The 14017-nt window shown below is 57.9% G+C and carries 16 protein-coding genes; 6 read left to right on the top strand and 10 right to left on the bottom strand.

All coding sequences use genetic code 11. The annotated features are described in order from the left end of the window. Positions 1-64 precede the first annotated feature (64 nt). Both dut and coaBC read right to left on the bottom strand, forming a co-directional pair. Positions 65-523 (bottom strand): dUTP diphosphatase, encoded by a 459-nt coding sequence (dut, locus tag CW267_RS22200; protein ID WP_012540306.1) that lies wholly within the window; start codon positions 521-523, stop codon positions 65-67. After that, positions 501-1715: a bifunctional phosphopantothenoylcysteine decarboxylase/phosphopantothenate--cysteine ligase CoaBC gene (gene coaBC, locus CW267_RS22195; protein ID WP_032691473.1), complete on the bottom strand. Its 1215-nt coding sequence runs from the start codon at positions 1713-1715 to the stop codon at positions 501-503. The genes dut and coaBC overlap by 23 nt, the downstream gene beginning before the upstream one ends. A gap of 172 nt (positions 1716-1887) precedes the next feature. On the opposite strand from coaBC, the gene radC reads away from it, so the two are divergent. The 4 genes from radC (at position 1888) to mutM (ending at position 4139) form a co-directional block, all read left to right on the top strand. After that, positions 1888-2553, top strand: a complete 666-nt coding sequence (gene radC, locus CW267_RS22190) for a RadC family protein (protein WP_008806834.1) — start codon at positions 1888-1890, stop codon at positions 2551-2553. 216 nt (positions 2554-2769) lie between these two features. Beyond that, positions 2770-3006, top strand: a complete 237-nt coding sequence (rpmB, locus tag CW267_RS22185) for a 50S ribosomal protein L28 (RefSeq protein ID WP_002436699.1) — start codon at positions 2770-2772, stop codon at positions 3004-3006. Between the two features lie 20 nt (positions 3007-3026). Further along, entirely contained in the window at positions 3027-3194 is a 168-nt protein-coding gene (gene rpmG, locus CW267_RS22180; RefSeq protein ID WP_002922510.1) for a 50S ribosomal protein L33, read from the top strand. Between the two features lie 135 nt (positions 3195-3329). Continuing rightward, positions 3330-4139, top strand: a complete 810-nt coding sequence (gene mutM, locus CW267_RS22175) for a bifunctional DNA-formamidopyrimidine glycosylase/DNA-(apurinic or apyrimidinic site) lyase (protein ID WP_016161958.1) — start codon at positions 3330-3332, stop codon at positions 4137-4139. Positions 4140-4270: 131 nt separating this feature from the next. On the opposite strand, the gene coaD is transcribed toward mutM, so the two are convergent. From coaD to rfaQ, 7 genes are all read right to left on the bottom strand, one after another. Continuing rightward, complete coding sequence (gene coaD, locus CW267_RS22170) at positions 4271-4750, bottom strand: pantetheine-phosphate adenylyltransferase (protein ID WP_008806836.1); 480 nt, start codon at positions 4748-4750, stop codon at positions 4271-4273. A 2-nt stretch (positions 4751-4752) separates the two neighbouring features. Next, complete coding sequence (locus tag CW267_RS22165; RefSeq protein WP_008806837.1) at positions 4753-5523, bottom strand: glycosyltransferase family 2 protein; 771 nt, start codon at positions 5521-5523, stop codon at positions 4753-4755. Next, positions 5523-6797, bottom strand: a complete 1275-nt coding sequence (gene waaA / locus CW267_RS22160; RefSeq protein ID WP_008806838.1) for a lipid IV(A) 3-deoxy-D-manno-octulosonic acid transferase — start codon at positions 6795-6797, stop codon at positions 5523-5525. The genes CW267_RS22165 and waaA overlap by 1 nt, the downstream gene beginning before the upstream one ends. 91 nt (positions 6798-6888) lie before the next feature. After that, positions 6889-7878 (bottom strand): glycosyltransferase, encoded by a 990-nt coding sequence (locus CW267_RS22155; protein WP_008806839.1) that lies wholly within the window; start codon positions 7876-7878, stop codon positions 6889-6891. A gap of 29 nt (positions 7879-7907) precedes the next feature. Next, positions 7908-9002, bottom strand: a complete 1095-nt coding sequence (locus CW267_RS22150; protein WP_012967059.1) for a glycosyltransferase — start codon at positions 9000-9002, stop codon at positions 7908-7910. A 2-nt stretch (positions 9003-9004) separates the two neighbouring features. Continuing rightward, positions 9005-10132 (bottom strand): glycosyltransferase family 4 protein, encoded by a 1128-nt coding sequence (locus CW267_RS22145; RefSeq protein ID WP_064166287.1) that lies wholly within the window; start codon positions 10130-10132, stop codon positions 9005-9007. After that, entirely contained in the window at positions 10129-11205 is a 1077-nt protein-coding gene (gene rfaQ, locus CW267_RS22140) for a putative lipopolysaccharide heptosyltransferase III (protein ID WP_100781155.1), read from the bottom strand. Before rfaQ ends, CW267_RS22145 begins: the two co-directional genes overlap by 4 nt. Positions 11206-11316: 111 nt before the next feature. On the opposite strand from rfaQ, the gene CW267_RS22135 reads away from it, so the two are divergent. Beyond that, on the top strand, positions 11317-12279 hold the full coding sequence (locus CW267_RS22135; RefSeq protein ID WP_012540311.1) for a polysaccharide deacetylase family protein: 963 nt from the start codon (positions 11317-11319) through the stop codon (positions 12277-12279). 18 nt (positions 12280-12297) lie between these two features. Beyond that, positions 12298-13377: a glycosyltransferase family 9 protein gene (locus CW267_RS22130; protein WP_008806844.1), complete on the top strand. Its 1080-nt coding sequence runs from the start codon at positions 12298-12300 to the stop codon at positions 13375-13377. Between the two features lie 43 nt (positions 13378-13420). Here the strand turns inward: CW267_RS22130 and CW267_RS22125 are convergent. Further along, positions 13421-14017 (bottom strand): O-antigen ligase family protein (locus CW267_RS22125; RefSeq protein WP_133124751.1); only part of this gene is annotated, 597 nt, incomplete at its 5' end.

Genomic DNA, 14017 nt, shown 5'->3' with positions numbered 1-14017 from the left:
ACCGGAGTTTGCGGTGATGTTATTGCGTTATGCGCGTTGGGATGCAGGTTCCGTGTTGCTGGGCTTATTTACGCCCTGAGTGACCGAAGCCGCCTTCGCCGCGGTCGGTGGCGTCAAACTCTTCCACCAGGTTAAATTCCGCCTGCACGACTGGCACAAAGACCATCTGCGCGATACGTTCGCCCGGCTCGATAATAAAGCTCTGCTGACCGCGGTTCCAGACGGACACCATCAGTTGCCCCTGGTAATCGGAGTCGATGAGGCCCACCAGATTGCCCAGTACTACGCCATGCTTATGGCCCAGGCCGGAGCGTGGCAGAATTACCGCCGCCAGAGAGGGATCGGCGATATGAATCGCAAGGCCCGTCGGCAATAGCGTGGTTGCACCCGGCGCCAGCTCTACGGCGTCGTCGAGACAGGCTCGCAGGTCAAGTCCGGCGGAGCCGGAGGTGGCATAGGTCGGCAGCGGAAATTGCTGGCCGACACGCGGGTCCAGAATCTTAACGTCGATTTTTTTCATCATAACGGGTCACGATCTCGTCGAGTAATAATTGGCCCAGGAGTTCCTTGCGCTCAAGTGGTAAGCGCTTTTCCCCATCCTGCCAGAAAAGGTGTAATGCGTTGTTATCGCTATTAAAGCCCTGATCAGGCTGAGAAACATCGTTAGCGCAAATCAGGTCGAGGTTTTTGCGGGCACGTTTTTGCCGCGCATATTCTTCCACATTATTCGTTTCGGCGGCAAACCCAACGACGTAAGGGCGATGGGCTTTTAGCGCCGCAACCCCGGCCACGATATCCGGGTTTTTAATCATTTTTATTGTTAATTCATCACCTTGTTTTTTAATTTTATCTTCGGCGATGACGGCGGCGCGGTAATCCGCCACTGCGGCGCAGCCAATAAAAATATGCTGCTGCTGAGCGCCGGCCTGGACGGCGGCTTCCATTTCCAGTGCGGTAGTGACATCAATGCGCTGCACAAACGGCGGTGTCGGTAGTGATACCGGGCCGCTGACCAGGGTCACGTTCGCGCCCCGCTGCGCGGCGGCGGCGGCAATCGCGAAGCCCATTTTGCCTGAGCTGTGGTTGCTGATGTAACGCACCGGATCCAACGGCTCACGGGTCGGGCCCGCGGTAATCATGAGGTTGAGATGTTGCAAATCTTTGACAGGGGAGGCGAAATGCTGCGCGGCCATCTCCACGATGGTTAACGGATCGAGCATTCTCCCCGGGCCGACGTCGCCGCAGGCCTGGCTGCCGCTGTCCGGTCCCCACAGCAGCAGGCCGCGGGAAGCCAGCGTCTGCAGATTCTGCTGGGTGGCCTGCGCGCGATACATCTGCTGGTTCATGGCGGGCACCACGGCAACCGGGGAAGGGGTGGCAAGACAGATCGTCGACACCAGGTCGTTGGCCATGCCGGCCGCCACGCGGGCGATTAAATCAGCGGTTGCCGGGGCGAGGATCACCAGGTCGGCCCATTTCCCAAGCTCAATATGGCCCATGGCCGCTTCCGCCGCCGGATCGAGCAGGCTGTCGGAAACCGGATAGCCGGATACCGCCTGCAGGCTGAGTGGGGTGATGAACGCTTTTGCCGCCTCCGTCATCGCGACACGCACCTCCGCGCCGCGTTCGCGCAGTCGGCGCACCAGTTCCGGGGTTTTATACGCCGCGATACCGCCGCTGACGCCCAGGACGATTTTTTTACCCGCCAGAGTCATCATGATGTCTTCCTGTTGCCGTAGACCAGAATCCGCGCATCTTATCACAATCCTGTCGTCGTCGTGCCTCTGGTGGGCATTCACTTTGCGAGCGGCTACGCAGGGTGAAAAGCAGTGGGTCGGCAGCGCCGTCAGGCTGTGCCAGGATAGGCAAATTCACCCAGGAGGGCGCATGGACGAAACGGAAAATCTGATGCCACGAGAGAAGATGCTGCAATACGGCATCGAAGCGCTAACGGATGTTGAGCTGCTGGCGCTGTTTCTGCGCGTCGGCACGCGTCGTCAGGATGTGCTCGGCTATGCGCAGGCGTTACTGCAGCGTTTTGGCTCGCTCTACGCTCTGCTTTCCGCGGATAAAGCGCAGCTGATTGCCGTGGATGGACTGGGGCTGGCGAAATATGCGCAACTGAAGGGTATTGCCGAGCTGGCGCGACGCTATTTTAGCTCACAGCTGGTCGAGGAGGCTGCGCTGGTCAGTCCCTCGACGACGCGGGAATTTTTACAAAGCCAGCTTACGGAAGAAGAGCGCGAGATCTTTATGGTGATCTTTTTAGATAATCAGAACCGGGTGTTGAAACATAGTCGCCTTTTTTCTGGTACTCTTAGCCACGTTGAGGTGCATCCGCGAGAAATTGTACGCGAAGCCATCAAAGTGAACGCTGCCGCCGTGATCCTTGCGCATAATCATCCCTCCGGTAGTCCGGAGCCGAGCCAGGCAGACAGGCTGATTACCGAAAGGGTGGTAAAATGTTGTCGATTCATGGAGATACGCGTGCTTGACCATCTGGTTATCGGCCGCGGTGCGTATGTATCTTTTGCCGAGCGTGGCTGGATTTAGCCCCGAACTGGCGATCCTTCGGGATCTTTGTCTGTTCGGGACTTGAGCACATCGCCGAGTCAGCGTATACTACGCCACCTTTGAGAATCTCGGGTTTGGCATTTGGGCCTGGCAGTCGAGAGTTCACATTGAACTGCGATGACCAGGCTGTAAAGCCTGACGAGGCGCCAATACCCCATACGAAGCTCGAGCTAATTTGATTTTTGGAGAATAGACATGTCCCGAGTCTGCCAAGTTACTGGCAAGCGTCCGGTGACCGGTAACAACCGTTCCCACGCACTGAACGCGACTAAACGCCGTTTCCTGCCGAACCTGCACTCTCACCGTTTCTGGGTTGAGAGCGAGAAGCGTTTTGTCACCCTGCGCGTATCTGCTAAAGGTATGCGTGTAATCGATAAGAAAGGCATCGATACAGTTCTGTCTGAACTGCGTGCCCGTGGCGAAAAGTACTAAGTACTTAGAGGAAATAAATCATGGCTAAAGGTATTCGTGAGAAAATCAAGCTGGTTTCTTCCGCTGGTACTGGTCACTTCTACACCACCACGAAGAACAAGCGTACCAAACCGGAAAAAATGGAACTGAAAAAGTACGATCCGGTTGTACGTCAGCACGTTATCTACAAAGAAGCTAAAATCAAATAATTTTAGCCTCCTTGTATAAAAACCCCGCTTCGGCGGGGTTTTTTGTTTTTAAAACTCCCCCATATTGCTTTCACATACTCCCTTTTCAGTCACCTGTCCGTGAAGCACAATACGTCGGGTAAATGGAGGAAAATCATGCCTGAATTACCAGAGGTTGAAACCAGCCGCCGCGGCATCGAGCCGCACCTGGTTGGCGCAACTATTCTGCACGCCATTGTGCGCAATGGACGGCTGCGCTGGCCGGTTTCCGAAGAGATTTATCGCCTGAGCGACGTTCCGGTACTCAGCGTGCGGCGTCGTGCCAAATACCTGCTTCTGGAACTGCCGGACGGCTGGATCATCGTTCATCTCGGGATGTCGGGAAGCCTGCGTATCCTGAGCGAAGAGCTACCGGCCGAAAAACACGATCACGTTGACCTGGTCATGAGTAATGGCAAGGTGCTGCGCTATACCGATCCGCGCCGCTTTGGCGCCTGGCTGTGGACCAAAACGCTGGAAGACCATCCGGTACTGGCCCACCTTGGCCCGGAGCCGCTCAGCGATGAATTTAACGCCGACTATCTTCAGCAGAAATGCGCGAAGAAAAAAACTGCGATCAAACCCTGGCTGATGGATAACAAGCTGGTGGTAGGGGTCGGCAATATCTACGCCAGCGAGTCGCTGTTCTCGGCCGGGATCCATCCCGACAGGTTGGCTTCTTCACTGTCGCGGGAAGAGTGTGAGCAGCTGGTGAAAGTGATTAAGCTGGTCCTGCTGCGTTCGATAGAGCAGGGCGGCACCACGCTGAAGGATTTCCTGCAAAGCGATGGCAAGCCGGGCTATTTTGCCCAGGAGCTGCAGGTCTATGGCCGCAAGGGCGAACCGTGCCGGCTCTGCGGCACGCCGGTTGTCGGGACCAAACATGCCCAGCGGGCGACCTTTTATTGCCGTCAGTGCCAGAAGTAGTTCTCAGGAACAGGAAGGTTTGTAGGCCAGGTCAGCGTAGCGCCACCTGGCACAAAGACCGGGACAGAGCCGGTGTGGATGGGCGGCGCAGTGCAGCGCCAGCCTGCGTGGCTCATGCCCCAGCTGATGCGTTACTTCAGCTTATTCAACAGCGCCTGGTGGACGTTAGCTGGCAGGAAATGAGAAACGTCGCCCTGGTGACGTGCCACTTCCTTCACCAGTGAGGAAGAGATAAACGACCACTCTTTGCACGGCATCAGGAACACGCTTTCCAGCGTTGGCATCAGGTGGCGGTTCATGTGGGCCAGCTGCATCTCATACTCGAAATCCGCCACCGCCCGCAGGCCGCGAATTAAAATATTGGCCTGCTGCGCGCGGGCGAAACTGGCCATCAGGTCGCTAAAGCCGATAACCTCCACGTTAACCAGATGCGCTGTTGCCTGAGTGGCCAGCGCGATACGCTCGTCGAGGGTAAACATCGGCTTTTTGCTCGGGCTCGCGGCGATAGCCAGCACCACTTTATCGAACATGCTCGCCGCGCGGGTGACAATGTCGATATGACCGTTGGTGATGGGATCAAAGGTACCCGGATAGATCGCTTTTGTGCTCATGATTACCCTTTCTCCGAGTAGCCGTGGCTCAGCGCCCACAGCTCGGTATATTTCGTAAACGTATACTGCGCGTTGACCATCGCCAGTAACCAGCCCTGCTTACCGTCCAGCACCCCACCGCGCAGCAGCAGCGTTTTCAGGAACGCGCCCAGGGTATGGCTGAAAATGCCCGCCATCGAGGTCTTCTTGCCCTTGCGGTGGCGCTCAAGCGCCCACGCGGCAGCATACGCCAGCTGTTTTTGCTGGAAGCCAGCGAAGTCGCGGCAGGTCAGATGCAGGAGATCGCCGGTTAGCGGAATGACCTCTGCGCCCAGGCTATCCAGCGATTCATGGACCAGATTATCGTTATAGCGGTAACGGGCGCGTTCGTACAGGCGCAGCACGCGATCGGGATACCAACCGCTGTGGCGCATAAAGCGTCCGAGAAAGTAGTTGCGACGAGCGATGCTGTAGATAGCGCCGCGCTGCGGCGCTGCCAGCACCTTAAGAATAGCCTGCCTGAGTTCTGGCGTGACGCGCTCATCGGTATCGATCATCAACACCCAGTCGCCGGTGGCATAGTCCTGCGCGCGCTGGCGCTGAATACCATAGCCTCGCCAGTCGGTATGGGTATAGACCTGGGCGCCGAGGCGGCGGGCCAGCTCGACGGTGTTGTCGGTACTGCCAGAGTCGAGGACGATGATTTCATCTGCCCAGCTAACGGAGTCCAGACAATCCGGCAGCAGGTCCGCTGCATCTTTGGCGATCATCACCACGGAAAGCCGGTTCGACATTAATGACTCCGTTGCGGCATGTAAGGTTGCAGTAACTTGAGCAGACGCGACAGCGCGCCCTGGTTCTGGTGCAGCACTTCCACCGCGTGACGGCCATACCACAGGCGGTAGTCTTCATCGGTCAGGAGCGTGGACACTTCCCTGACCAGCGAGTCGGCGTCGGTGACCGTGATCAGGCCATCATCCTGCTGCAGCTTGGCGCAGATATCTTTGAAGTTGAAGGTATGCGGCCCCATCAGCACCGGAATGGCATGCGCCGCCGGCTCGAGCGGGTTATGGCCGCCGCGCTCCACCAGGCTGCCGCCAACGAAGGCGAGGTCGGCAATGCCGTAGAGCAGCATCAGTTCACCCATGGTATCGCCAATCACCACCTGGGTACTGGAGGAGGGGATCTCGCCGGTGCTGCGCAGAGTAAAGCTCATTCCGGCCTTTTGCACCATCTCACGCGCGTCGGGGAAGCGCTCCGGATGCCGAGGAACGAGGATCAGCAGCAGGTTCGGGAAGGTCTCCAGCAGTTTTTTATGCGCCTGCAGGATGATTTGTTCTTCGCCGTCGTGAGTGCTGGTGGCAATCCAGACCTTGCGGTGTGGCGCCCATTGGCGGCGCAACGTAATCGCGCGGGCCGCCAGCTCCGGGGTGACGGAGATATCGAATTTCAGACTTCCGGTGACCGCCAGCTGGTTGCGCTTCAGTCCGAGAGCAAGGAAGCGGTTGCCATCCTCTTCATTCTGCGCGGCGATAAGCGTAATACGGCTTAACAGGCGGCGCATAAAACCGCCCAGTTTGGCATAGCCTTTGGCGGAACGTTCAGAAAGGCGGGCGTTGGCGATCACCAGCGGGATCTTACGCTTATGCAGCGCGGCCACCATATTCGGCCATAGCTCGGTTTCCATCACGATAACCAGCTTCGGCTGAACGGTATTCAGGAAGCGGTTCATGGCGCCGGGCAGATCGTAGGGCAGATAGACGTGATGGACATCTTTGCCGAACGCCGACATGGCGCGCTCGGAGCCGGTCGGCGTCATGGTGGTGACGGTGATCGGCATCGAAGGGTAGCGGTGGCGCAGAGCGCGAACCAGCGGAATGGCGGCCAGGGTTTCTCCGACGGAAACGGAGTGCAGCAGAATGCCATCCGGCTCTACCTTGTTCTGACAGAAGCCATAGCGTTCCGCCCAGCGTTTACGATAGGCAGGAGCCTTACGACTGCGCAGCAGCAGCCGCAGCCACACCAGCGGCTGAATAAGGTAAAGTAGGGTGGTATAAAGCAATTCCAAACTATTTATCCGTTCTCTGTTTTGGCGGGCAAATTCTAAGCATTTAGCCCGCGTAAAGCTATCTCTTTGGCGGAAACAGCGGGTTTTTGGTCTATACCGCGTGGCGATAACGCTTAATACGCAGATAACGGCGTCCCAGGCGCCAGCGTAAACGGAAAGTACAGGCGTTTTTCCAGATTAACCGCCAGATACCGCGGTCGAAGAATTCTTTAATAATAACATGCTTTTTCGACTCATCTTTCATGCTGTCGAAGGTGTGGATGATCCCCAGGCCTTCTTTGGCGATCTGCCAGCGACAGGCGGCGATATGGCGCACTTTATCCGGGTAGCGCTGGTTGATCGCCTCCAGCATCTCCAGAATCTTCATATAGTGGCGCGCCGAACGCATCAGCGTGTCGTCGTTGTCCGGCTTATGCGACACCGACTCAGAGTGGATGTAGTAATCATAGAACTGCTGGCTGGTGTACTGCACGCGCTCCGCGGCCAGCAGCGCCTCTGTCGTCCACGGGATATCCTGATGGCGCAGGCCGGGCTCGAAATGGAAGTGGTGCTGGCGGATAAAGTCGTGGCGATAGATGTTGAGCCAGGTGACGTGTAGAAACTTCCGCGAGTCCAGGGCCTGCTTGAGCCAGACATGACCCGGCAGCACGCCGGTCGAGGGCAGGCGATCCAGCGGGAAGATCGGGTGGCTCTCGCGGCGCTTTTCATACACGTAGGTGCCGTTGCAGGTCGCGATATCGAGATGTTCTTTCTCGGCCATCTCCAGCAGCGTGCGATACATGCCCGGATAGAGTTTGTCGTCGATATCCGGAAACGCCAGATATTTGCCGCTGGCGGCGGCGAGGCCGGTATTGCGCGCGACCGAGACGCCCTGGTTTTCTTGCTCCAGTACCTGGACGTTCTGCAGCCGATCCCGCCATTCGGCGATCACCGCCAGGCTGTTGTCTGTCGAACCATCGTTCACCAGGATCAGTTCATAGCTTTCCAGCTGCTGCTGTTCAAGGCACTCAAAGAACTGCGCAAGAAATTTCTCACCGTTGTAGACGGCAGCCACGATGCTCAATAAAGGCGTTTGACTCATAAATCTTCGATCCTGGTTAACTAACGGCGTCAGGTGCGCTGCAGCTGACGGTACTGCTGACAAATGGACACGACGCTGAATTTTTCCAGCGCGGCGTCGTCGATAGTCGGCGGGTTATGGTAAATGCTTTGCATCGTCTGAGCCAGCGCCGGACTGGTCAGATCCGCCAGACCGCGGGCAAGTTCGCCGGTGAGGATCTCGGTGACGCCGCCGGGGCAGCGGGTGCTGGCAACCGGCGTATGCAACAGCAGCGCTTCCACCACCACATTGCCGAATCCTTCGCTATCGGAGCTTAAAACCAGCATCCGTGCGCCTTTGATCCACGGTAAGGGGTTTTTCTGAAAACCCTTGAACCACACCCGATCGTCAACCTGCAGCGTTTTGGCCAGCTGGCGCAGGCGCTGCTCTTGCTCCGGTTTTCCCTGGCCTAACAGCACCAGCGGCGCGTCAATGCCGCTTTGCGCATAGGCTTCGAGCAGGCGGTCGTGGCGTTTGCCCGGATGGAAGCGGCCGACGTGAATCAGATAGTCACCGGCCGGTCGCTCACTGTCGGCTTCCGCCTCGGCGCGCAGAGTGGCGATATCGAAGGGGTTGTAGATAGTTTTCAGCTGTGCCGGACGCAGGGCGAAGGCTTCCACCAGATCGCGTCCCACGGCGTCGGAAACCGCCACCACGTTGCGACCCTGGTAAATTCGCTTAATTTTCTGCTGCTTCATCCAGCGGTCAAAGCCGGTGCGGTGCCCGAGATAGGAGGCAGAGAATACGCCGTGCAGGCAGAACCAGACGTTACGCTCGCGCAGCGCCCGGCTGCGGGCGACGATGCGGTCGGTTTTGTGCAGGTTGGAAAGCACGAGGTCAAATTGCCCCTGCTGTTCGGCCCGGATGACCGCGGCGTCCAGCTGGCGGGCGCGGCGGGACAGCTCGGTCAGCTTGCGCCACGGTTTACGGCAGCGATCGGCCACCACCTGATAGTCGAGACCCTCGGGCAACGGATACTCGCAGACATCGCGCAGCGAAATGAGCGACACCCGATCGCCGTCGCGCAGGAACTGTGCTGCCAGGGTCAGGACCACTTTTTCCGCGCCGCCGCCGGGTAAACCGTCAATCACAAATAAGATGCGCATCGTTATTTCACCAGATCCTGATAAAGAGAAAGCAGCTGGGTTGAGAGTCGCTCGCTGGTGCAGGCCATGATGCGCTCGCGGGCGCGACCACCTTGCGCGGAGCCCAGCGCGCGGGCAGGCAGGGCCATCACCGCCTGCTGCAGCGCCGGGATATCCAGGGCGTCGCAGACGTAACCGTTGTGGCCGTCGACGATAAACTCCGCCCCGCCGCAGCCGGTGGTGGTGATCACCGGCAGACCGCAGGCCATCGCTTCGAGAATGACGTTGGGGAACGGATCGTAGAGGGTGGGCAGCAGCAGACCATCGGCCATCTGATAGAAGGGCAGCGTCTCCGACTGCATGCCGAAGAAGCGCACCCGCGCTTCGCAGCCGAGACTCTTCGCCAGCGCCTGATAGCGCGACTGATCCTTATCTTTGCCAACCACCAGCAGATAGCGATCGGTGGGGGCGATGGCGCGGATTGCCGCCGCCAGTCCCTTGCGCTCAAAGCCGGAGCCGACGTAAATCAGGCAGGTTGCCTGCAGCGGTAGCTGCCATTTGGCGCGTAAGGCGGCAAAGGTGTCTTCGCCCGGCGGTAGAAAACGCTGGTTATCAATGGCGTTATAAATAACGTGGATCTTCTCCGCCGGCAGGCCAAAGTCTTCGATAATTTCGCGCTTGATCATCTCGGCGTTGCAGATCACCCCGCGCAGGTGTGAGCCTTCATACATCTCGCGCTCCGCCTGCATGACGTAGCGATGATAACGGTCGGCGAACAGCAGGCGGCTTTTCCAGGCCGGTAAAATGCGCGAGCGCTGCTGCAGCCAGCGGCGATGAACGCCATCGCCAGCGCGGTAGAGATCGCAGCCGGGAATACGTTCATGGCTCTGCACCAGGTCAAAAGACTCACGCTGCCAGAGCGCGCGCGCGGCGTTGGCAAAGCCGCGCTCGCGGCTGATGCGCCCCCATTTACGTGGGTTACAGATATGGATCTGCCAGTCCGGTTTCACCGGCCCCTGCCATTCGCGGGTGATGACGTTCAGCTGCAGATGACTGCTGTCGAGGGCTTCCAGCGCGCGGGAGACAAACCGTTCTGCGCCGCCGTCCGGGCGGTACTTCTGCCGCACCAGAGCCAGCCTGAATTTACTCATGCCAGTACCTTTTTCGCCGCTGCGATCACGGCGTCGGTAGGAATTAAATCGAGATAACGTTCTTCGGTGTTGGTGTTGATGTCATCCGGGTCGGGTAGCGGACCGAAGTCGCCGGCCCAGATCACCTCGCCTTTCGCCTGCCACGGACGCCAGAAGGTCAGCTTCGAGGGGCCGAACAGGGCGACCAGCGGAGTGCCGAGCGCCGCAGCCATATGCATCGGCACCGAGTCGACGCCGATAAACAGGCGGGCGTGATCGATCACCGCCGCCAGCTGGCGCAGCGTTAACTGGCCGGCTAAAGAGTGCAGACGCGCCTGCGGGCAACCGGCGATGATGGTGTCCACCATCTTCTTCTCTCGATCGTCGGGGCCGGAGGTGAGCACCACCGCGTACCCCTCGGCGGACAGCGCGTTGATCAGCGCACTCATACGATCTTCGCGCCAGCATTTAAAGAACCAGCGCGACGTTGGCTGGATGACGATGTAGTTTTCCCGGAACTCCTCCGACAGCAGGGCGCGGCTGGTGGCCCAGTCTGCTTCGCTGTAGCCCATCCGCGCCGGCGCGTCGTTCAACGGGAGACCGAGCGGAGCGAGAATAGAGAGATTCTGCTGTACCGTATGCAGCTGGTTGTGCTGTTGGGTGGAGGCCAGCGCGGTGTGGCAATAGCGCCAGACCGGGTGGCGGCGCTTCGGAAAATCAAAACCAATCCGCGTCGCGGCGCCGGTCAGTTTGCTGATAATCGCGCTCGGCCACTGGTCAGCGAGGTTAAGCACCATATCGTATCGCTGCTGACGCAGCGTCTGAATGAGCTGCCATTGCATCTTCAACTGATGCCTTTTTCCCTGCTTTTTCCAGCGGCGATCGAGACCATAAATATGATGGATATCGGGGTTGGCGGCGAGCATATCCCGGGTCTCTTCATACAGCAGCACATCCACGCTGGCGGCGGGATACTGCTGTTTCAGCGCGTGAATAAGCGGCGTGATCAGCAGCATGTCGCCATGATGGCGCAGCTTAATGACCAGGATCCGCGCCGGGTTCAACGGGCCGCGGGAGAGGGTTTCAGGCGTCATACTCTGTTCTTCATCCAGGATAAGGGTTCCGATTCTAGGGGATCAGACAGATTGAGAGAAGCGTTGTATTGCTCTACCATGACCCGATACGTATGGCCTGAGGACGTTTTCGTGCACAATCCCGCATTTCTCATCACGATTGATACAGAGGGCGATAACCTCTGGCAAAAACATGACAGCATCACCACCGAGAATGCGCGTTATCTCCCGCGTTTTCAGCAGCTTTGCGAAAAGTATGGCTTTAAACCGGTCTATTTGACCAACTATGAAATGGCCATCGACCCCTTTTATATCGAATTCGCCAGAGACGTGATTGCCCGCGGCACCGCGGAAGTCGGCATGCATCTGCATGCGTGGAACAGCCCGCCGACCGAGCCGCTGACCGCCGATGACTGGCGGCATAAGCCTTATCTCATTGAATACAGCGATGCCATGATGCGTGAGAAGGTCGACTATATGACGCATCTGCTGGAGGATACTTTCCAGACCAAAATGGTCAGCCATCGCGCCGGGCGCTGGGCCTTTGACGAGCGCTATGCGCGTCTGCTGGTGGAGCACGGTTATCAGGTGGATTGCTCGGTGACCCCGCGGGTGAACTGGAAGACCGCCAAGGGAGCGCCGCAGGGCGATGGCGGGACCGATTATCGCCGCTTCCCGCAGCATGCCTATTTTCTCGATGAAAATGATATCAGCCGCGAAGGCCACTCTCCGCTGCTGGAAGTGCCGATGAGCATTCAGTACAAGCACTCAGCGTGGATGAACAGCGTGAAGCAGGGCTACGATCGCCTGCGGGGTAAAGTGCGTTCCCCCTCCGTACACTGGCTGCGTCCGATGGGCGGCAACGTGGAGACGATGAAAAAAGTCGTCGAACAAACGTTGACGCAGGGCAATGACTACGTGGAATATATGCTCCACTCTTCAGAGTATATGCCCGGCGGCAGCCCCACGTTCCAGAATGAACGGGATATTGAGCGTTTATACGCTGACCTTGAAGCCTTTTTTAGCTGGCTGGCGCCGCAGGTGAAGGGCATGACGTTGGCAGAATATTACCAGCGGAAAATCACACAGCGCTAACACAGCTCAAGGTACCGTATGCGTATCCTTAAACAATTAACGCGGAAAAAGAATGCTTTTTTCCGCGGCATTAAATTTAATTTAATTAACTATCGATACAGAAATAAGCCGGCGCGTAAAGCCTTCGACCCAGCGGCTGTCCGCCGCGTACTGCTATTGCGCCTGGACGATAAAGTCGGGGATATGGTGGTCACGACCGGCTGCGCCAGAATACTGGCCGAACGGGGATATCAGGTTTCGGTGTTAACCGGACCAATATGCTGCGAAATATTAGCAGGCTCAGAATTCATTCAGCAAGTATATTTATATCGGCCGCGCATGTCCTTAAATACGTTGCGGGCGGTAGGTTTTGATGCAGTTATCGATTTTGATGACGTCACCAGCTATGAACGCTTTAAATTACTCGCCGATTTACGGGCGGCCAGCGTGATTGGTTTTAATAAAGATCAATATAAACTTTACGATCATTCGATCGCTTTTTTTGACAGCAACAGCCATATTTCCCAGCGCTATAAACAGGTGGTGAAACTGTTTGGCATCGTTGACGACCACCCGTATCACTATCATCTCCCCGGCTGCCGCCATGAGCGGGAGAAAGTGGCTCGCTTGCTTTCCCAGGCCGGAGAGGTCGAACTGCGTATCGCCATTAACCCTTTTACCGCGTCTGAGGATAAAGACTTCTGTCGTCACCAGGTGGCGACCCTGGTCGAGCGGTTACGCGCCCTACCTTACCGGGTCTGTATCGTGATGGTGGGGCGTAGTGAGAAAATCCGCCAGCTGGGGCTGGATATGGCGCTGTATATCGCCGACAGCACCATCAACTCCGCCGTCGAAGTGATCCGCAGCTGTGATTTAGTCATTACGCCAGACACCTCGATCGTGCATATCGCCCGGGCCTTCGATAAACCGATGGTGGCGGTCTATAACAAGCGCAAACTCAAGGATACCGGGCTGCCCGGCTATCACATCTGGGCGCCGGGCTATGACAAGGCGAAACAGATCGTCTGTGAAGAAGCGAATGTCGCCGATGTGGCGATTGAGTCGGTGTGGCCCGTGATTAAAGAGCAGGCCGACCGGCTGGTCGCCGCCCGCAGTTGATTTAAAAGTGAATATAAAAAAGGGCCGCTGACGGCCCTTTTTGTTAGCGTTTTTCCGCCAGCCCTTTGCTGAGCGCGATGCCCAGCGGCAGCCAGAACAGCACCCAGGTTTCCCGGGGGTTGCTGATGATAAACATCCCCTGCGAGGCCATAAACACCAGCGCGTAAAACAGGATCGCCAGACTGTAGCGGCTGTCGGTGCGGCGCTTGCGCCACGCCTGCCATAGCCCGCAGACAATGACCGCCAGCAGCAGCAGTAACCCCAGGATGCCGCCTTTCAGCAGGGCGCCCATATACACGCTGTGGGTGGTGGTGATGTGCTCGCCGCTGTAGTTGATGAAATCCAGTTCATAGCTGAAACCGCGCCCCAGCCACGGCTGGCTGGCCATCTCCGACAGCGTATGGTGCCAGATGCTCAGGCGCAGCCCGCTTTGGGTGCCAAGCTCCTCGAAACGGGCGAGCAGCATGTCGCCCACCGGCGTCATGACCAAAAGCAGCGCTACCAGCACAGCCAGCGCCGCGGCGATCAGCAGATTGCGGCGGGTGAAGACGTGCAGGTGCAACGTGCAGCCGACCGCCAGCACCAGGGCGATGATCGGCCCACGGCTTTGGGTGAGCAGCAGCATCACCAGCATGATGAC

The sequence above is a fragment of the Klebsiella sp. X1-16S-Nf21 genome (assembly GCF_002837615.1).
In the GTDB taxonomy this organism is placed as follows: domain Bacteria; phylum Pseudomonadota; class Gammaproteobacteria; order Enterobacterales; family Enterobacteriaceae; genus Klebsiella; species Klebsiella variicola.
The sequence above is the reverse complement of the archived record's forward strand: the minus strand, read 5'-3'. Positions and strand labels throughout refer to the sequence as shown.